16 protein-coding genes are annotated in these 17,733 nt (G+C 69.2%); 8 read left to right on the top strand and 8 right to left on the bottom strand.

Annotated elements, in window-relative coordinates; genetic code table 11:
• Window positions 1-248: 248 nt before the first annotated feature.
• Genes GXY15_11225 through GXY15_11215 form a run of 3 tightly spaced genes read right to left on the bottom strand, consistent with a single transcriptional unit; the run spans window position 249 to window position 4,277 of the window.
• Window positions 249-1,646, bottom strand: coding sequence for an oligosaccharide flippase family protein (locus tag GXY15_11225; protein NLV41784.1), 1,398 nt, complete (start codon window positions 1,644-1,646; stop codon window positions 249-251).
• Entirely contained in the window at window positions 1,646-3,010 is a 1,365-nt protein-coding gene (locus tag GXY15_11220) for a sugar transferase (GenBank protein ID NLV41783.1), read from the bottom strand. Before GXY15_11220 ends, GXY15_11225 begins: the two co-directional genes overlap by 1 nt.
• Window positions 2,976-4,277: an undecaprenyl/decaprenyl-phosphate alpha-N-acetylglucosaminyl 1-phosphate transferase gene (locus tag GXY15_11215; protein ID NLV41782.1), complete on the bottom strand. Its 1,302-nt coding sequence runs from the start codon at window positions 4,275-4,277 to the stop codon at window positions 2,976-2,978. Before GXY15_11215 ends, GXY15_11220 begins: the two co-directional genes overlap by 35 nt.
• A gap of 124 nt (window positions 4,278-4,401) precedes the next feature.
• On the opposite strand from GXY15_11215, the gene GXY15_11210 reads away from it, so the two are divergent.
• The gene (locus GXY15_11210) at window positions 4,402-5,199 is read left to right on the top strand and encodes an undecaprenyl-diphosphate phosphatase (protein NLV41781.1); all 798 of its coding nucleotides are present in this window, start codon (window positions 4,402-4,404) and stop codon (window positions 5,197-5,199) included.
• 4 nt (window positions 5,200-5,203) lie between these two features.
• Here GXY15_11210 and GXY15_11205 read toward each other — a convergent pair whose 3' ends face one another.
• A complete protein-coding gene (locus tag GXY15_11205) occupies window positions 5,204-6,994 on the bottom strand; it encodes a protein kinase (protein NLV41780.1) in 1,791 nt (596 codons plus the stop codon).
• 361 nt (window positions 6,995-7,355) lie between these two features.
• Between GXY15_11205 and GXY15_11200 the strand changes: the two genes are divergently transcribed.
• On the top strand, window positions 7,356-7,979 hold the full coding sequence (locus GXY15_11200) for a cyclase family protein (protein ID NLV41779.1): 624 nt from the start codon (window positions 7,356-7,358) through the stop codon (window positions 7,977-7,979).
• A 12-nt stretch (window positions 7,980-7,991) separates the two neighbouring features.
• Window positions 7,992-9,113, top strand: coding sequence for an exo-alpha-sialidase (locus GXY15_11195; protein ID NLV41778.1), 1,122 nt, complete (start codon window positions 7,992-7,994; stop codon window positions 9,111-9,113).
• Between the two features lie 8 nt (window positions 9,114-9,121).
• Here the strand turns inward: GXY15_11195 and GXY15_11190 are convergent, their stop codons facing one another.
• Both GXY15_11190 and GXY15_11185 read right to left on the bottom strand, forming a co-directional pair.
• A complete protein-coding gene (locus GXY15_11190; GenBank protein NLV41777.1) occupies window positions 9,122-10,075 on the bottom strand; it encodes a hypothetical protein in 954 nt (317 codons plus the stop codon).
• 15 nt (window positions 10,076-10,090) lie between these two features.
• Window positions 10,091-10,390 (bottom strand): hypothetical protein, encoded by a 300-nt coding sequence (locus GXY15_11185; GenBank protein NLV41776.1) that lies wholly within the window; start codon window positions 10,388-10,390, stop codon window positions 10,091-10,093.
• A gap of 178 nt (window positions 10,391-10,568) precedes the next feature.
• On the opposite strand from GXY15_11185, the gene GXY15_11180 reads away from it, so the two are divergent.
• From GXY15_11180 to GXY15_11160, 5 genes are all read left to right on the top strand, one after another.
• A complete protein-coding gene (locus tag GXY15_11180) occupies window positions 10,569-11,228 on the top strand; it encodes a hypothetical protein (GenBank protein ID NLV41775.1) in 660 nt (219 codons plus the stop codon).
• Between the two features lie 82 nt (window positions 11,229-11,310).
• Complete coding sequence (locus GXY15_11175) at window positions 11,311-11,766, top strand: hypothetical protein (protein NLV41774.1); 456 nt, start codon at window positions 11,311-11,313, stop codon at window positions 11,764-11,766.
• A gap of 2 nt (window positions 11,767-11,768) precedes the next feature.
• Window positions 11,769-12,329, top strand: a complete 561-nt coding sequence (locus tag GXY15_11170) for a LemA family protein (protein NLV41773.1) — start codon at window positions 11,769-11,771, stop codon at window positions 12,327-12,329.
• A gap of 29 nt (window positions 12,330-12,358) precedes the next feature.
• The gene (locus tag GXY15_11165; protein NLV41772.1) at window positions 12,359-13,744 is read left to right on the top strand and encodes a M48 family metalloprotease; all 1,386 of its coding nucleotides are present in this window, start codon (window positions 12,359-12,361) and stop codon (window positions 13,742-13,744) included.
• Window positions 13,745-13,830: 86 nt separating this feature from the next.
• A complete protein-coding gene (locus GXY15_11160) occupies window positions 13,831-14,481 on the top strand; it encodes a hemolysin III family protein (GenBank protein NLV41771.1) in 651 nt (216 codons plus the stop codon).
• A gap of 224 nt (window positions 14,482-14,705) precedes the next feature.
• Here GXY15_11160 and GXY15_11155 read toward each other — a convergent pair whose 3' ends face one another.
• Both GXY15_11155 and GXY15_11150 read right to left on the bottom strand, forming a co-directional pair.
• Window positions 14,706-15,464 (bottom strand): HAD family hydrolase, encoded by a 759-nt coding sequence (locus GXY15_11155; GenBank protein NLV41770.1) that lies wholly within the window; start codon window positions 15,462-15,464, stop codon window positions 14,706-14,708.
• Window positions 15,465-15,578: 114 nt separating this feature from the next.
• Complete coding sequence (locus tag GXY15_11150) at window positions 15,579-17,732, bottom strand: glycoside hydrolase (protein NLV41769.1); 2,154 nt, start codon at window positions 17,730-17,732, stop codon at window positions 15,579-15,581.
• Between the last annotated feature and the right edge of the window lies 1 nt (window position 17,733).

Genomic DNA, 17,733 nt, shown 5'->3' with positions numbered 1-17,733 from the left:
GTCACCGCCTCCAGCTCCTCGCACCCGTCCGCCAGCGGCAGCAGCACCTTGGCCATGTTCCGTTCCTCCTTGGTTCGTGCCCGTGGGGCGTCTGGTGCCATTCTAGCCGCTGGTTTGACTGGTTTTCATCTGGGGGACGGGCATGCAATGGGCTGCATGGACACTATGGACAATATGGACAGGGCATGCGTCTTTCCGGTGCTTTGTCCGTGTCCGTCCGTGCCGGGTCCGTGTCTGTCCGCGCCTGCTCAGTTCCGGTGCCTGTGGAAGGGCAGCACCGCGGCGCCGTACACGACGGCGCCAGTGCACACGGGAAACAGCACGGGGAACCCGCGGAGGGAAAACACCACGGCGGCCATGAGGAGGGTCGCGCCTGCGGCGGGCAGGGCGCCGAGGGCCATGCGCCGGACGGACACGCCGAGTCCGCGCGCGGAGGCGGCGAAAAGGACCGCGGCCAGACCCGCGCCAAGGGCGATGTTGAGCCAGACCAGACCGTTGCCGCCGAAGGCGGGGGACAGCAGAAACGCCCCGGCGGTCTTGAGGATCGCCGCTCCGGCAAAGAGGACGGCGGCCAGGGCCTGCATGCCCCGGGCACGAAGCTGGGCCTGCCCGACCAGCGCGGGCAGAAAGAGGGCGGCGGCCACGGTGAGCCCGGAAAGGGTGAACCCCGCGCCCGCATACTGGTCGCCGCCGAGAAAAACGGTGAGGGGCTCCGCAAGCAGCAGCGCGCCCGCGGCCAGCGGCAGGCCCACCTCCACGGCAAGCCGCCAGGCATCCTCCAACGCCCGGGCGGACGCCGCGGCGTCCTCGCGCGCGGCGCGGCTGAGTCCGGGGAACACCACGCCGCCCACGGCCTCCGTCAGGGGCATGAGCATGAACAGGAAGCGCATGCCGAGGGCATAGCGCCCGAGGGCGTCGCCGTCCAAGAAGAGGCCGAGCACCAGCAGGTCCACGGCGAAATAGGCCGTGGCGGCGAAGCCGCCCGCCATCACCGGCGCACCCTCGCGCAGGAGCCAGCGCGTGTCCGCCGCAGAGGGCGCGCGGTCCTCCCCGCCAAACCACCGCCAGGCGCAGACGGTCATCCCGCCCGCCCACAGCAGATGCACGGGGCCCAGCACGCCCACCAGCGCAGGCACGCCCGCCCCGGCCCAGAGCATCGCCAGGGTCGCGCCGACGGCCAGCGCGCGCAGGAGCACCTGCCCCAGCGCCACCGCGCCGAAATGTTCGTGCCCCGTGAAAACGCCCAAAGAAGAGCGGCCCCAGGACAGCGGCAGCACCGCCAAGGCGGTCACGAGCGCCGCCGTGGCCCGGTCCCCGCGCAGCAGCGCCCATGCGCCCGCCGCCAGCAGCAGCACCGGCAGGGCGACGGCGGTCTGCCCGAAAAGGCCCGCCGCGAGGAGCCGCCGCGACCGCTCCGGCGCGCAGGCCGTCTCGCGGGTCAGAATGTCCGACACCCCCCAGTTCATCACCACGGCGAACAGGGGGAACAGGGACAGGTAGAGCCCGTAGAGTCCGTTCTCCGGTACCGTCAGCCCGCGCGACAGCGCGACAAAGAGCAGGAACGAGAGGGCTTTCTGGACGGCCTCGGCGGACCAGAGCATCCCCAGCCGCAGGAGCGGCCGGGCGGAGGTCTCCGGTCCGGCCATCAGCGCGCCCCCCGCGCCGTGAGCACGCTGCGGAGGGTGGCGGCGAGGAGCCGCAGGTCGGCGCCCAGGGACATGCCGCCTATGTAGATCAGGTCGTAGCGGAGCTTCTGCCGGTAGTCCGTGTCATAGCGGCCGTGTATCTGCGCGAGGCCCGTCAGACCGGGCTTGACCACGAAGCGGTGCCGGTAGAGGGGTTCCTCTTTCAGGAATTCCCCGGCGAACTCCGGCCGCTCCGGCCGCGGCCCCACAAGGCTCATCTCGCCCCGCAGCACGTTCCACAACTGCGGCAGCTCGTCCACCCGGGTGCGGCGCAGCCACCGCCCGACCGGGGTCACGCGCGGGTCGTCCGCCTCCGCCAGCACGGGGCCCGAGGCCGCCTCGGCATCGGTGCGCATGCTGCGGAACTTCACCAGCCGGAAGGGCGCGCAGCCCAGACCCAGGCGCTCTTGGACAAACAGCACCGGCCCGCCCGATTCGAGCCGCACCGCCAGCGCGGCCAGCGCCAGCAGCGGCGACAGCAGCACCAGGCCCGCCGCCGCCCCGGCCAGGTCCATCCACCGCTTCACGGCCCGCTGCCAGGGGCGCGCCCCGGCGCCGTTCAGCCGGACCAGCGGGATGCCGCCCAGGCTGAACACGTCCGCCGCGCCGAACAGGGCCAGCCGCAGGCCGGGGCACACCCACACCTCCACCCCCGCCGCGTCGCACGCGGTGATCACCTCGGTGATGTGCCGGTCCTCGAGACCGCCCGTCTCCAACAGCACGACATCCGGCGTCTCGCGCGCCAGCCATTCGGCGAAGACCCCGTCCCTGCCCGGCTCCCAGGCGCCTGCGGGGGCCGCCAGCGCGGGGGCATGCCGCTTCAACTCGTCGGCCAGCGCGGCGCGGTCCGCGCCGGTCCCGGCGGTGGCGATGCGCAGCCGGTATCCCCCGCGGCGCAGCAGGCCCAGCGCCGCCGCGCGCGACGCCCCGAACCACAGGGCCATGAGCAGAAGGTCCCCCAGCACGACGGCGCGGGAGAACTGCGCGAGGGGCAGGTAATACAGCTGGACCAGGGCGATGACCAGATAGCCCGGCAGCACGCCGAAACAGGCCGCCGCCATTCCGCCGAACACATGGTCCGCCGCCTGGAGCCTGCGCCGGAGATCGTAGAGGCCGAAGGCCTGCGCCGCCGCGAGCCGGCAGGCCAGCAGCACGGGAAACCACGCCTGCGAGGTCATGAGATGTTCGGAGGGCGGCGCGCCCCCATACCGCAGGAACATGGGCAGAAACACCGCGCCCGCGGCCGCGGCGCAGTCCAGCACGCCGAGGCGGAATCCGAGACCGGGCGCGTCAAGCCCCCGCGTTGCCGTTGTCTCCCGCGTCATCCCGTTTTCCTTCCGCGTTCCGCCGCCGCCCTTCGGCCCGCCTCAGGGCCAGCACCGACAGCGTCAGCACGCCGACCGGCAGCGCTAGCAGCGGATAGCGGCGCGCGGGCGACATGCCGTCCACCACCCAGGCCAGGGGCCCCATGGCGGCGGTCACGGCATACAATACCAGCACGGCACCCCGGTGGCCCAGTCCGAGGGCAAGCAGACGGTGGTGCAGGTGGGCCCGGTCCGGCTCGAAGAAGCCGCCCCGGCGCGCGCGGGCCAGCCGCCGCGCGAAACTGAGGGCCGTGTCGGCCAGCGGCACGGCGAGCGCGGTCATGGGCGCCGCCAGGGCGATCACCGCCGCGCCCTTCTGCTCCTCGATCAGCGTGGCCGCACCGATCACCAGCCCCAGGAACAGCGCCCCGGCGTCGCCCATGAAGATGCTCGCCGGGTGAAAGTTGAACAGCAGGAAGGCGGCGGCCATGCCCAGCAGGCCGGACATGAGCATCACGGACAGGACCTGGTCGTTGCGCAGGCCCACAGCCAGCAGCGACAGCGCGCAGAGGGCCGTCACCCCGGCGGCGAGGCCGTCCAGGCCGTCCACGAAGTTCACAGCGTTCATCAGGCCCGCCACCCACAGCGCCGCCACCGCCACGGCAAACCAGCCGATATGCACCATGCCGCCCAGCGGGTCCATCAGCTCGCGCACGCCGAAACCGAAGAAATACAGCGCGGCGCCCAGCGCAAGTTCCACCGCCAGTTTGAACCATGCGGGCAGGCCGACGGCGTCGTCGGCGGCGCCCAGCAGCACGACCCCGGCGCCCACGGTGGCCAGGGTGTGGAAGGAGGGGTGCGCATAGCACGGCGCGAGGGCCTGCACCGCCAGCACCCACGCGAGGAATCCGCCGTAGAGGGCGAGCCCCCCGAGATAGGGCACGGGGTCGCGGTGGACCTTGCGGGCCTCCGACGGGGCGTCCAGCATGCCGATCCGCAGCGCCATGCGCCGGAAGAGGGGGGTCAGCGCGGCGGTCACCGCGAAGGCGGCAAGTCCCGTCAGCAGGTAGACTCCGGGGCCGCCCAGGCCAAAGAGACCGGCCTCCGCCCCGGGCCGGAAGGGGCGCAACGCGCCCAGCGGCGGCGCGTTCAGCCGCAGGGGCCAGTAGGCGAGGCTGAACAGCAGGAACATCCCCGCCGCAGCCCCGCACGACAGCGCCGCGCGCGCGCCGGGCGAAAGCGCGGAATCGGTGCGGACGGCGCGGTTTTGGGAGTCCGGCAAGCTCATGCCCCCATCATATCACCGCCGCACGGGCCGCGCGCATCTCCACTCCGCCGCCCGATGGGGGAATCTGATAGACTTCGGGGGGCGCATGAGGGGGGGCGCATGGACCACGGGAGACGGTGTCGGCATGCAGTATGTTTTCGCGGCAATTCTGGGACTCGTCGAGGGTGTGACGGAGTTCCTTCCCGTCAGCAGCACCGGCCACATGATCCTGGTCGAGGATCTGCTTCGTCTGGAGGGGAAGCCCGGCTTTGCGGACGCGTTCATGGTGATGATCCAGCTTCCGGCGATCCTTGCCGTGGTCCTCTATTTCTGGAAGAGGTTGTGGCCCTTCGGCGCGGAGGCGGACACGCGCGCCATTTTCGGCCTGTGGGCGCGGGTGCTCACGGCCTTCCTGCCCGCGGCCGTGATTGGGTTCCTGCTGGATGACTTCATCGAGGCGCGGCTCTTCAACCCGCCCACGGTGGCCGCCTCGCTCGTTGCCGGCGGCGTGGTGCTGCTGGTGATCGAGCGGCGGAGCATACCCGTCCGCCACACGGACCCGGCCCTGCTCGGCTTCCGCACCGCCCTGCTCATCGGGTTCTTTCAATGCCTGGCCATGATCCCGGGCACGTCACGGTCCGCGGCCACCATCATCGGCGCCATGCTGCTGGGGGTGGGGCGGCCGGCGGCGGCGGAGTTCTCGTTCTTTCTGGCCCTGCCCACCATGACCGGCGCGGCCGGCCTCAAATTGATGGAGAACGGCCTGGCCTTCTCCGCGCGGGAATGGGGGCTGCTGTTCACGGGGTCGGCGGTGTCGTTTGTCTCCGCCTACGCGGTGGTGGCCGCCTTCATGGCCTACATCCGCCGCCGGAACTTCGTGCCCTTCGCGTGGTACCGCATCGCGCTGGGGGGGGCGGTGACGGCCTGGATGCTGCTGCGCTGAGGCGCTACTCCACGGGGGCCATGAGCCGCGCGATGAGCGCGCGCGGCGTGCCGGACGGGGACTTCACCAGGGTGTCCTCCAGCGTGACGTGACGGGGGCCGACCTTCTTCACCAGGAAGCGCCCCTGAAGCAGGTCGCCCTCCGAAACGGTCTGCTCGGATTCGGGGATGCGGGAGTTGTTCAGGATGAACACGGCGCTTTTCCCCTCCTCCGCGCTTTTCAGCATGAACTTGTGGCAGGAAAGCTCGCCGTCCACATGGTTCCGGAGGTTCTGGGTGTCCGGATGCGTGTCCATAAGGGAGACTTGCGCGACCTCCGCCGAAACGGCGTTCATGGCCTTCGCCGAAAAGGGGACCGTGTTAAGGCGGCGTGTCGCGTCCTCGATGAAATAGGCCCGCGCCCGCGCCAGCATCTCGCCGCTTTCCGGCGTGTGATGCTCCCGCTCGAAGGCGAGGGCCGCCTCCAGCACCTGCATGGGCGGGTCTTTTCGGTCAAGCATGGCCTCTGCGGGGTTGACCCGCACGGCCACCTTGGGCTGCGCCGGCTTCCGTATCTCATTGAAACGCGCCACGACGTATTCCCCGCTCCAATACGTCATGAGCAGGGCCGCCACCACCATGCACCCGGCCAGCATGATCTTCCCGGGGCCCGCCTTCTCGCGGCGCTTCTTCTTGGGCTTGCTCATCCGGATGGAGGGGCTGTCGAAAGACGCCAGCGCGACCTCGCGCAGGGCCGGGTCGAGCTGCGGCATGCTGTCCGGCTTGTTCTTTCCATTTGCCGCGGGCGCCCGTTCCTTGGAATCGCGCTTTGCCCCGCCGTTCGGCGCGCCCGGCGCGGGCGAGGGCAGATGGGACGCGGGCATCGTCGCCGGCTGCGGGGGCGTATGCTGCGGCCCGGACACCCCGGCCGGCCGTGGGGGCGTGTGCTGGGGCCCGGCGGAGAGCGACGGGGGTGTCTGCATCGGCCCGTGGGACGGGGCGGGCCCGGCGGGGGACCCTGCCTGTGCGGGCACCCGCCCGCCAAACACAAACATGGGGTCCTTCCCCTCCCGCAGCACCTGCAGGACGGGCTGGATCGCCGTGCGGACTTCTGTGGCGTTCTGGAAGCGCTTGTCGCGGTCGGGCTCCACGCAGTGCGAGATGATCGTGTCCATCAGCGGGGGCACGTCCCGGGCCATTTCCGACGCGGGCTTCGGGATCCCCGTCGGGCGGTAGCCTGTCAGCAGCTCGTACAGCACCACGCCCGTGCTGAAAACATCGGCCCGCTGGTCCACGTCGTGGCTGTCCCGAAGCTGCTCCGGGGACATGTAGTACGGGGTGCCCATGACCGTCGAAATGCTGGTGTACTGCGTGCTCCCCTTGAGCTTGGAGATGCCGAAGTCCATCAGCTTCACCCGCCCGCCCTTGTTCAGCATGATGTTTTCGGGCTTGATGTCCCGGTGCACCGTGAACTGGTGGGCGTATTCCAGCGCCGAGCAGAGCTCGTCCACGATCCGGAGCGCGTCCAGCAGCGGGGGGCGCTCCCCGGGTTTCAGGTGGTCCAACAGCTCGCGCAGCGACCGGCCCTCGATCAGCTCCATGGAGATGAAAACCGTCTGCTCCACCCGGCCCACGTCGTGGATGCGCACAATGTGGGGGTGTGTCAGCTTGCGCGCGATGCGCGCCTCGTTCAGAAACCGGTCCACCATGGACTTGTCGCTGACGAAACTCGGCAGGAGTATCTTCAGGACAACCGTCTCCTCAAGAATGTTGTCCTGAACCTTGTAGATGCACCCGACCCCCCCCCGGCCGATCATCTCCACAACCGCATAGCGACCGGCGATTACATCTCCGGGCTTGTACAGATGTTCCCCGTCCGGCGGCAATCCGGGTCGCGTGGCCCCCTGGGAGGAGGCAAGGAGCCAAGTGTCGCACCGCTCACACCGAATCGCGCTGGGCGGGTTTTCATAAGTGCATTTTGGACATAATGACACGATAGAAACCCTACTCCACAGCTTGACGACCCCATTCTAAAGAAAACGCCCCCCCAAAACAAGCGTCTGGACGGGCTTTCTCTGCTGTCCAGACAATAAGACCCCGGCGGACGGGTTGACCCCGGCCCGCCGGACCCGTAGGATAGGGGGCCGATGGCCGGTTCGCCTGCTGGAAAGGGACGCAATGCCGAAGTGGATGGATGTCTCCATGAAGCTCACGCCGGGCATGCCCGTCTGGCCCGGCGACCCCGCGTTTGAGTCCGTCCCCGTGGCCTCCATTGGGGACGGGGACTCGTGCAACCTGACCCGGCTGACTCTCTCGACGCATCTGGGCACGCACCTCGACGCCCCCTGGCACTTCTGCCCGGACGGCCTCCGGGTGGATGAACTGGACCCGGAGTTGTTTTTCGGGGAGGCGCTGGTGGTGGAAGTTCTGAATGCGGATGCCGTGCGGGCCGAACATCTTCCGGCATCCCCCCTGCCCCGCAGGGTGCTCTTCAAGACGCGAAACTCCCTGCGGCCGGAGAACGCCCCCTTCGACACAGATTTCGTCGCCGTCGCCCCGGACGCCGCGGAGCGGCTGGTCGCGGACGGGGCTCGGCTGGTCGGGGTGGACGGCTATTCGGTCGGGGCCCACGGCGACACCGGGCCAACCCACCAAATCCTCCTCGGCGCGGGCATTCCCGTTGTGGAGGGGCTGCGTCTGGCGGGGGTTCCGGCGGGCCCCTGTGAGTTTGTCGTGCTGCCCCTGCCCATCGCCGGGGGCGACGGCGCGCCCTGCCGCGCCTTCGTCCGCGCAACCGTTTAGAAAGGACACCCCATGACCGCACGCCACTTCCTTCTTTCCGCACTGGCCCTGCTTGCGCTCGCCGCCCCCGCCGCCCCCGCGTTGGACTGGGAGCTTCTTCCCGGCGTGGAGCGGGTGCTTGACCTGCCGCCGGGACCGGACAACCCCCGCAACTCTGAGGGGGCCTTTCTGCCCCTCAAGGACGGGCGCATCCTCTTCGTGTACACCAAATTCACCGGCGGCGGCGGCGACCATGACACGGCCTTCCTGGCGGGCCGCGTGTCCGCCGACGGCGGCAAAACGTGGACCGGCGAGGACACGGTGGTCCTGCCCAACGAGGGGGGCATGAACATCATGTCCGTGTCCCTCCTGCGGATGGGCGGCGGCGGCATCGGCCTGTTCTACCTGCGCAAGAACTCCGAGCAGGACTGCCGTCCCTATCTGCGCGTCTCCGCCGACGAGGGCGCCACCTGGGGCGAGCCCCTGTGCATCGTGGAGTCCCCGGTCAGCTACTACGTTGTCAACAACGACCGGATCGTCCGCCTCAAGAGCGGGCGGATCGTCATTCCCGCCGCGCGCCATGACTGGGCGGGGAAGGGCATGGACGCGCGGGCGCACATGGTCTGCTTTCTTTCCGACGACGACGGCGCGACGTGGCGGCCCTCGGAGTCCGTGATGTACAACAAGCGGGTCACGCTTCAGGAGCCGGGGGTGGTCGAGCTGAAGGAAGGGCGGCTCATGATGTTCATCCGCACGGACAGGGGAAGCCAGTACCTGTCGTGGTCCGACGACGGCGGGTCCAAATGGACCGACCCCGTGCCCGGCGACCTCAAATCGCCGCTTTCCCCCGCAAGCATCAAGCGCATCCCCGCCACGGGTGATCTGCTGGCGGTGTGGAACGACCACGAGGGCATCGCGCCCGAGCTGGCCAAGGCGCGCACCCCCATCACCGTCGCCTTGTCAAAGGACGACGGGAAGTCCTGGACCGGCCGGCGCAATCTCTCCGCCGACCCGAACGGCTGGTACTGCTACACCGCCCTGGAGTTTGTGGACGGCCGCGTGCTGCTGGCGCAGTGCGCCGGAGACCGGCGGCAGAACGGCCTCGCCCGCACCTGGGTGCTGCGCTTCCCGGTGGAGCTGCTGTACGGCGAGTGACGCGGGGGTCAGCCCTCGAGCGACCAGGGCGCGCGCATGGGCCGCGAGAGCCGGGCGTTCGCCTCGTCGGAGTTCTCGAAGCGCTCCGCGGCGGGATCCCAGCGCAGGGGCTTCCCCACGCGCAGGGCGATGTCGGCCACCTGGCAGAAGAGGTCTGACTGCACCGCCTCCCCTATCGGCGCGACGGTCTGCCGCTTGTCACGGATCGCGTGCACGTAGTCGCGCATGTGGTGCGTGCTCTTGAACAGCGGCGAGTCCTTGATGTCCTTCTTGGCGACGCTCTCCGGGAAGCAGGTCATGCCGCTCCGGTTCACCTGGATCCAGCCCTCCGAGCCCACAAAGGCCGTTCCGTGGTCCGGGCGCGCCTGGAACCGGTCCACCCAGTCCCGGGGTCCCGGGGCGGCGCGGAACTCGATGACCAGCCCGCTGTCGTAGGAAAAGGTGGCCTTCCAGTCCGTCGCCGTGTCGCAGACCTCCCCGACCGGGTAGCGGCCCACGCCCTCCACGATGAACGGCGTCCGCACGGCGTCCCCCGCGCCCCAGTAGGCGATGTCCGCCGGGTGGATGCCCCAGCCCGCGATGAACCCGAGGGCGTAGTCGGAGATGTGCCACCACCACTTGTTCGAGTCGCGTTCCAGCGTGTAGGGCTTGAACGGCGCGGGCCCCAGCCAGCGCTCGTAGTCCAGCGTCTCGGGCACCGGGGCCTCCTGGGTCGGCGCGCCCGCCACGCTCGGCGGCGCCCACACATAGACGGTGTGCAGCTCGCCGATGGCCCCCATCCGCACCAGCGAGCAGGCATCGTGGAACTTGCCGTCCGACCGCTGCTGCGTGCCGAACTGGAACACGGTCCCGTGTTTCTGGACCGCCGCGCGCAGCGCCTGGTCCTCGGCGACCGTGCAGCCCATGGGTTTCTCCACATACACCCCCTTGCCCAGCCGGGTCGCCGCGAGGGCGTGCAGCACGTGCCAGTGGTCGCACTACGCAACGATCACCCCGTCAATGTCCGGCTTCGCCAGCAGTTCCGCATGGTCCTTCACGGCGAAGCAGTCCTGGTTCCCGTAGAAGTCGTTGATGAGCGCCGTCGCCGCCTCGCGGCAGTTCGCCTTCACATCGCACACCCCCACCACCTGCGCCTCCCTGCACTGGAGCGCCCCCTCCAGAATCGCCCGGCCCCGGTCCCCCACGCCGATGGACCCCAGCACCACCCGCTCCGACGCCGCCACCGCCCCGTTCAGCCCCAGCGCCGACCCCGGGATGATCGTCGGAAACCCGGCCACGGCGAGACTTGTCCCCAAAAACCTCCGGCGCGAAACGGCATGTCTGGCTTTCACGGCGTGCATCCTCTCGGTTGTGGTGGACACCACGATAAGGCCGCCCGCCGGGGGAAGTCAATCAGGGAAAATGAAATCCCCTGCCCCGGCCTGTTACCCTAGCGGCTTCCCGGAGCTGTCCACTATGAAACACCACATCATGTTGTGCCTTGCGGCTTCCCTGGTGACGGCGCTGGGCGTTGCGGCCACGGCGCCCGCGGACGGGCTGGCGGCGATGCTGGCGGCCCTGGCACCGGGCACGCCCTTTGCGGATGTGCTGAAGGCGCATCCGGACGCGATGTACAGCGATGTGGCGAAACCGGAGGAGAGGCCCGTTCCCGACCAGCCGGGCGGGCTGCTGCTGCACTGGGACAAGGACCCGCTGCTGGGGACGTCCTGCACCGCCGACCTGGGGTTCAAGGACGGGAAACTGTACGAGTATGTCCTGATGTGGACGGGCATCCCCGCCCCGCCGGACGAGGCGCGGAAACGCTTTTACGCGGCCGCGGTCGCGCGCCACGGCGCGGGGTTCACCCGCGAGGCGCTCCGGCTGAACCCGGACTCCCCCGTTGAGATTAAGGTGCCCGTTCTGTGCTGGGAGGCGGAGGGGGTACGCACGCTGGCGTACTACGCGCCGCCCGCCGCGGACACGGGAAAGAAGACGGGCGCGCTAACCTATGCCCGGTTCCCGGCGGATGACGAGACCATCCGGTCCATGCTGGCGGGGGCCGCCCTCACGGAGGAAGAGCGCGCGAAGGTGTGGGCGGAAATGGACGCCCTCCTGCCCGCGCAAAAGGCGGAATGAACGGAAATCTCGAAGCCCCGCCGGAAAACGTGTAGAATGAACACGTTCCGGCGCGGGTCGCCGGACGGGGAGTTTTCGCCGCATGAATTGTCCCGCATGCAGGAGCCCGCTGATCTCGGTGGAGTACCTCCAGGTGGAGGCGGACCACTGCGCCGACTGCGGCGGGGTGTGGCTCGACGCCGGGGAGCTGGAACACCTGTCGCAGCTCACGGGCGGGTTGGACGCGCCCCCGGAGTCACGGGCGATGCCGGACTGCGCCGAGGCCCGGAGAAAGTGCCCCATCTGCCGCGCGTGGATGGAGAAGCGCGCCACGGTCACCGCGCCGCCGGTCGTGTGGGACGCGTGCCCGCGCGGGCACGGGGTCTGGTTTGACCGGAACGAGCTGGCGGCGGTGCTGGCGCGGGGCCGGACGGACGGCGCGAAGGTTGTGGAATGGCTCGGCGGCGTGTTCGCCGCCGGGATGGACGCGGAGACGGACGGGGCGACCCCGAAAGCGGGCGGTCCCGGCAACACCCAACAAGGGGAGAGCACACCATGAGCATGCTGATCGGACTGGCGGTTGTCGGGGGCATTGTGCTGGTGCTGGCGCTGTGGGTCATCGGCGTGTACAACGGCCTCATCCGCCTGCGCAACGCGGTGAAGAACGCGTGGTCGCAGATTGACGTGCAGTTGAAGCGGCGGCACGACCTGATCCCGAACCTGATCGAGACGGCGAAGGGCTACATGAACCACGAGCGGGAGACGCTGGAGAGCGTGACCCGCGCGCGCAACCTCGCCGCCGGGGCGTCGGGCGTGGGCGCGCAGTCCAAGGCCGAGGGCGGCCTGAGCCAGGCTCTGAGCAATTTCTTCGTTGTGGTCGAGCAGTACCCCGATCTCAAGGCGAACCAGAACTTCCTCGCCCTGCAGGAGGAGCTGACCTCCACGGAGAACCGCATCGGCTTCTCGCGGCAGGCCTACAACGACGCCGTGATGACCTTCAACAACCAGGTCGAAATGTTCCCCGGCAACATCGTCGCGGGCATGTTCGGCTTCGGCAAGTCGGAGTTCTTCGAGATCGAGGTCCCCGCGGAGCGCGAGGTCCCCAAGGTGAGCTTTTCCTGAACCCCGCGGCGCGCCGGGAGTGACCGCCCATGTTTGAACTGATCCGGGCGAACAAGCGCAGGTCGGTGGTCCTGTTGCTCGTGATGCTGGCGCTCATGCTGGCCGTGGGCTACGCCATCGGCTTCGCCGTGTACCCCGCCGTGGACGACCAGGTCGTCGCACTGGACGGGACGCGCGCGCTCCGCCTCACCTTCACCCCCGGCGGCCTCATCGGCATGGCCGTCGCCCTGGGCGTTTGGGGCGTGCAGGCCCTCACCGCCTACACCGCGGGCGCCCAGATGCTCATGGCCGCCAGCGGCGCGAAAAAGCTCTCCAAGGCCGACAGCCCGCAGCTCTTCAACGTGGTCGAGGAGATGTCCATCGCGGCCATGCTGCCGAAACCGCCGGAGATTTACCTGATCGAGGACATGGGGCTGAACGCCTTCGCCGCCGGGCGCGACCCGCAGCACGCCTCCGTGGCCGTGACGGCGGGGCTTCTGGCGCGGCTCAACCGCGACCAGCTCCAGGGCGTCATCGCCCACGAAATCAGCCACATCGTCCACCGCGACGTGCTCTACATGACCATGATGGGCGTCATGGCGGGCACGATCATCATGCTGACGGACCTCTTCTACCGCATGACGGCCCACAGCCTGCGCATGTCGGGCACCCGCCGCTACCGCTCCTCCAAGTCCCAGGGCGGCGGCGCGTACCTGCTCGTCCTGTTCCTCGTTTCCCTCGTGCTGATGATTGTCGCGCCGCTGCTCGCCCAGCTCATCTACTTCGCCTGCTCCCGGCGCAGGGAATACCTCGCCGACGCCGGGGCCGCCGTGCTCACGCGCTACCCCGAGGGGCTCGCCTCGGCGCTTGAGGAAATCTCCGGGAACGCCGCGCTGGAGTCCAAGAACCGGGTGACCGCCCCCATGTACATCATCAACCCCCTCACGCCCGAGGGGGCCGCGTTCTCCTCGCTCACCAGCACCCACCCGCCGGTCGAGAAGCGCATCGCCGTTCTCCGGGGCATGGCAGGCGGCGTCTCCTACAAGACCTACGCGGACGCCTGGGGACGGCTGGACAGCGGCGGGGCCAAAATGCCCGCCTCCCTGCTCGCCGCGTCCGGGGCCGCCCCTGCGGCGCGCCCCGCCGCCCGTCCCGCGTCCGGGGCCGACCGCATTCCCCTGCCTGCGGCCGCGGCGGCCGTGTTCCAGCAGCCGCGCCCGGCGGCGGCGCCCGACACCCCGGAAATCCGGGTGGCCCGCGCCCGCGACGCCGGCGACCTCGTCCGCCGGATGAACCATTTCCTCTTCATCACCTGCCCCTGCGGCGCAAAACTGAAAATTCCCCCGGAATACGCCCACCCCCGCGTCCGCTGCCCCCGCTGCCACGCCGTCCACTCCGTAGCCTCCGCCCGCGCGGGGCAGGTGCGCGCGGAATGAACCCTCCGCCCGGCAGACCCCGGGCCGAAGGATGCTGGAATTTGGTATACTTCCCCCGTGTTTCGCTACTAGAAAGACTGGTGCGCATGTCTGAAAAGCATTATTCCTTCCGGGAAGAGGTGGCCAACGCTGTCACACACGGAACCGGTGCGCTCTTGAGCGCCGCCGGGCTCACGGCGCTGACGCTGCTGGCGGCGTGGACGGGGGACGCCTGGAAAATTTGGAGCGCCGTGGTGTTTGGCGTCTCCATGATCCTCCTGTACCTGTGCTCCACGCTCTACCATGCCATCCCCGCCGGAAGTGTCAAGAGATTCTTCCGCAAGCTGGATCACTCGGCCATCTACCTGCTCATCGCGGGCACCTACACGCCCTTCCTGCTGGTGTCCCTGCGCGGCGCGTGGGGATGGAGCCTCTTCGGGGTCATATGGGGCATGGCCGTGGTCGGGTGCGCCTTCAAGGCATTTTTCGTCGGCAAATGGGACAAGGTCTCGACGGCCATGTACCTGCTCATGGGGTGGACCGCCCTCGTGGCCATCAAGCCGGTCATCGCCGCCGTGCCGACGGGCGGGCTCATTCTCATGGCCCTGGGCGGGCTGGCCTACACGGTCGGGGTGTTCTTCTACATCTGCGACCGCATCCCCTACAACCACGCCATCTGGCACGGCTTCGTGCTGGCGGGGACCACCTTCCACTTCTTCGGCGTGCTGTTCTACGTGGTGCTGCTTCCGTCCGTCTGACGGGCCGGCGAAGGGCTGCAATCCGCCGCGAAACGGAGGCGTTCCGACAAGAGATTGCCGCGTCGGCCGGGGCGGCCGGCTCGCAATGACGCGGGAAGCGGCGGTCTTGCGGTGAACCGGTTTTCAACGCGTCATTGCGAGCGAAGCGAAGCAACCTCGTTCCCGCCAGCGCTTCAATCCTCCGCCAAAGCCTAACCGGCAATCAGCGGACAGCCTGCCCAGCCCTACTCCATCCCCGCCAGGATCGCGGGCAGGTCGGCGTAGTTCGCGCAGACGGCGTCGGGGACGTGCCCCTCCAGCGGGCGGTCCTTCACCACGGTCAGGAGCACCCCGCGCGCGCCGACGGCGTGCGGGCCGCCGAGGTCGTTGTGCGGCCGGTCGCCAATGTGGACCAGCGAGTCCAGCGTCACGCCGAAATGCCCCGACACCGCCTCAAAGACCGAGGGGTGCGGCTTGGAGTGGCCGATTTCGTCGGAGAAGACGAAGTAGTCGAAGCAGGAGAGCATTCCGGCGCTGTCGAGCAGCGTGCGGAGGTTCTTGCCCGGCGTGAAGATGGCGTCGGAGACGATGGCCAGTTTGTATTTCCCGTGGAGCGCGCGCAGGGCTTCCGCCGCGCCGGGGGCGGGATTGGGGCTGTATTCCAGCTCCATCCGCTCCAGCGCGTCCACCAGCTCCGCGAAATCTTCGTCCGGCAGCGCGCGCCCGAACCCGTCCAGCAGCACCCGCATCCGCTCGGCGACGGACCACGTCACATGCTGGTCGTGCCACACCTTGCGGAAGGCGGCGTCGGAGACGTCGAAGGCCAGGTCCGACAGCACCCGGTCCGTGTGGGCGTGCTTGGAGAGCAGCCGGTGGAGCAGGTCGCGCCGGGCCACCGGTTTCGGCGGCAGGCCCGCCGCCGCGCGCTTCGGCTCGTCCGAGTCGTCGTGAAACAGGCAGTCCCAGAGGTCAAACGTGACGGCGCCGATCGGGCGGTTGGACATGATGAAATCCTTTGTTCGCGCGCCGGGCGCGCGGTGTGTGTTTGCCGGGGCTTCGCCCCCCCGGGCGGGGGGACGGTGAAAAGGATACCATAGGCGCGGGGTTCCGGCGCGCTATTACTGCTTGTCGAAACGCAGCCACTCCCTGACCTCGTAGCGGCGGGCGGGGGCGTCCCCTGTCCGGATCATGCGGGGCTTCCCCTTCCTGGGCCAGTCCAGACGGACCGTGCTGATGGTTCCATCGGCGGGCAGCGTGGAAACCCCGTCATCCTCGGGCAGTTCAAAGGCGGCGGGCGGCGCGCCGTAGGCCCGCACCTCCAGCTGAAACACCGTCTCCCGGGTGATGTGCGAAACGGGGTCCGCCAGCGGGATCAGCGATCCGGCCTTGACGAACACCGGGATGGTGTCCGTGTCCGCCATGATGTCATGCTCCTTTCCCCCCTCGAACCGCGCGCCGGTCCAGAAGTCGAACCAGTCGCCCCTGGGAAGCCAGAGCTTCCGCGTGGTGGCGTCGCCGAAGAGCGGGGCGACCAGCAGGGAGGGGCCCATCATGTAGGCGGTGTCGAGCTGGTGGGTGTTTTTGTCTTCGGGATAATCCATGACCACGGCGCGGAAGGGCGGCGTGCCGGTGCGGTGGTAGTCGAGGAACGCGCCGTAGAGGTACGGCACGAGGCGCATGCGCATCTCCAGGAGCGCGCGCACGCGGGCGGTGACCGCCTCGTGGTCCGGCATCAGCTCCCCGGCGTTGTTCTTGTCCGTGTCTATCTGGAGCCACGGCGGCAGCTTGAGGAACCACGAGTCAATCACCGTCTGCGGGGAGAAAACGGCGGTCTGGGTGCGGCGGAGGAGATCGGCCACGCTGGCGCAGTTGCGCACCTCGGGCTGCCACAGGTGGCCGCAGAATCCGCTGTTCGCCAGCGCGCGCACGAATCCCGCGTGGTCGTAATAGTCGCTGTACAGCACGAAGGGCAGCGGCGCGGCCAGGGCGTGGGACGACCGCACCTTGCCGTAGGTGCGGATCTGGTTCCGGTCGAAGACCTCCCCCAGGGTCTTCTGGTAGAGGCTGCCGAACAGGCCGTGCATCTGCTCGCCGTCCATGCCGGAGGGGAACTTCGACAGCTCGGGGAACGACCAGGGGTCCTTCTTGTTCGGCTGGTTGTCGCACTCGTCCAGCTTGAACCCCGTGATCCCCTTCCGCACCAGCTCGCGCTCGTGGTAGTCGGCGAACAGGGCGCGCGCCTCGGGCAGGGAGAAGTCCGGCACCAGCCCCTGCCACACCTCGTAGTCGCCGGACAGCGGCAGCAGCGGCGCGCGCAGGGGCGAGTCGGGATGCACAAAGGCGTGCTCCCACAGGTTCAGCTCGTAGCCCATGCCGCGCATCTCGCGGATGAACCCGTCCGGGTCGGGCCAGCGCTCGGGGCTCCACACGTAGGTGCAGGAGTAGGCGTGGGTGTGCCATCCGGGCTCCAGGCCGAACACGTCGCAGGGCATGCCGCTGTCGCGGATCAGCTTCGCCGTGGAGAGCACCTCGGCGGCGCTGAACTTGGTGTGGCCGCGGTAGTAGACGCCGAGCCCCCACAGTGGCGGCAGGCATCCGCCGCCGGAGAACAGGTTGTAGCGCTGAACCGCCGTCTTCATGTCCGGTCCGGCGAAGAGATACACGTCCACGCCCTTCGCCACGGGCACCTCGACGGTCATGGTCTTGGCCGACAGGGCGCGGTGGCGGTAGAGGTCCTCCGTGGTGTCCACCGGTCCGCCGTCCGGCGCGGCGGCGTTCTCCGCCACGGGGGCCAGGTTGCCGCAGTAGAACCGTGCATACCGCGCCGTGTCCACAAAAACCCCGTAGCCCCGCGTGGACACATAGAACGGCGCGGGCGCGTGGGACGATCCGTCCCCGTCCTCCTGGTGGTCGTTGACGACCATCTCCTTGCGCGTGTCGGTGCAGTTGAAAAGGGTGGGGTGCAGGCCGAGGCCGAAAATCTGCTCTGAGGGGGTCATCGGAATCTCGATGACAAGTCCCCGCGCGTTGGTGCGGAACCGGAACGCCTCCGGCGGCAGCGGCGGTTCCGCGGCCTCCGGCAGCGCCCCGAGGGCCGCCGTTCTCGGGACAGGTGCGAGGACGCTCACGGGGGTGTGCGTCTCCGGGGTTCCCCAGGAGACTTTCCACACCCCCGGCGCGGCGGATTCAACGGATGGGGGCGCTTCGCCGGCCGGTGTCTGGCCGGTGGTCAGCAGGGCCACGGCGCCGAGAAGGACTCCGCACAGAATCATG

It is taken from the genome of Candidatus Hydrogenedentota bacterium (genome assembly GCA_012730045.1).
Taxonomy (GTDB): domain Bacteria; phylum Hydrogenedentota; class Hydrogenedentia; order Hydrogenedentales; family CAITNO01; genus JAAYBR01.
Note: the sequence above shows the minus strand (reverse complement) of the source record. Positions and strands in the feature narration are given on the sequence as shown.

Coding starts and splice junctions, on each gene's coding strand:
- GXY15_11170 (NLV41773.1), top strand. CDS start 11,769: ATGCTGATCGGACTGGCGGTTGTCGGGGGCATTGTGCTGGTGCTGGCG.
- GXY15_11205 (NLV41780.1), bottom strand. CDS start 6,994: ATGATCGGCCGGGGGGGGGTCGGGTGCATCTACAAGGTTCAGGACAAC.
- GXY15_11215 (NLV41782.1), bottom strand. CDS start 4,277: ATGAGCTTGCCGGACTCCCAAAACCGCGCCGTCCGCACCGATTCCGCG.
- GXY15_11180 (NLV41775.1), top strand. CDS start 10,569: ATGAAACACCACATCATGTTGTGCCTTGCGGCTTCCCTGGTGACGGCG.
- GXY15_11210 (NLV41781.1), top strand. CDS start 4,402: ATGCAGTATGTTTTCGCGGCAATTCTGGGACTCGTCGAGGGTGTGACG.
- GXY15_11225 (NLV41784.1), bottom strand. CDS start 1,646: ATGGCCGGACCGGAGACCTCCGCCCGGCCGCTCCTGCGGCTGGGGATG.
- GXY15_11165 (NLV41772.1), top strand. CDS start 12,359: ATGTTTGAACTGATCCGGGCGAACAAGCGCAGGTCGGTGGTCCTGTTG.
- GXY15_11175 (NLV41774.1), top strand. CDS start 11,311: ATGAATTGTCCCGCATGCAGGAGCCCGCTGATCTCGGTGGAGTACCTC.
- GXY15_11220 (NLV41783.1), bottom strand. CDS start 3,010: ATGACGCGGGAGACAACGGCAACGCGGGGGCTTGACGCGCCCGGTCTC.
- GXY15_11200 (NLV41779.1), top strand. CDS start 7,356: ATGCCGAAGTGGATGGATGTCTCCATGAAGCTCACGCCGGGCATGCCC.
- GXY15_11160 (NLV41771.1), top strand. CDS start 13,831: ATGTCTGAAAAGCATTATTCCTTCCGGGAAGAGGTGGCCAACGCTGTC.
- GXY15_11150 (NLV41769.1), bottom strand. CDS start 17,732: ATGATTCTGTGCGGAGTCCTTCTCGGCGCCGTGGCCCTGCTGACCACC.
- GXY15_11195 (NLV41778.1), top strand. CDS start 7,992: ATGACCGCACGCCACTTCCTTCTTTCCGCACTGGCCCTGCTTGCGCTC.
- GXY15_11155 (NLV41770.1), bottom strand. CDS start 15,464: ATGTCCAACCGCCCGATCGGCGCCGTCACGTTTGACCTCTGGGACTGC.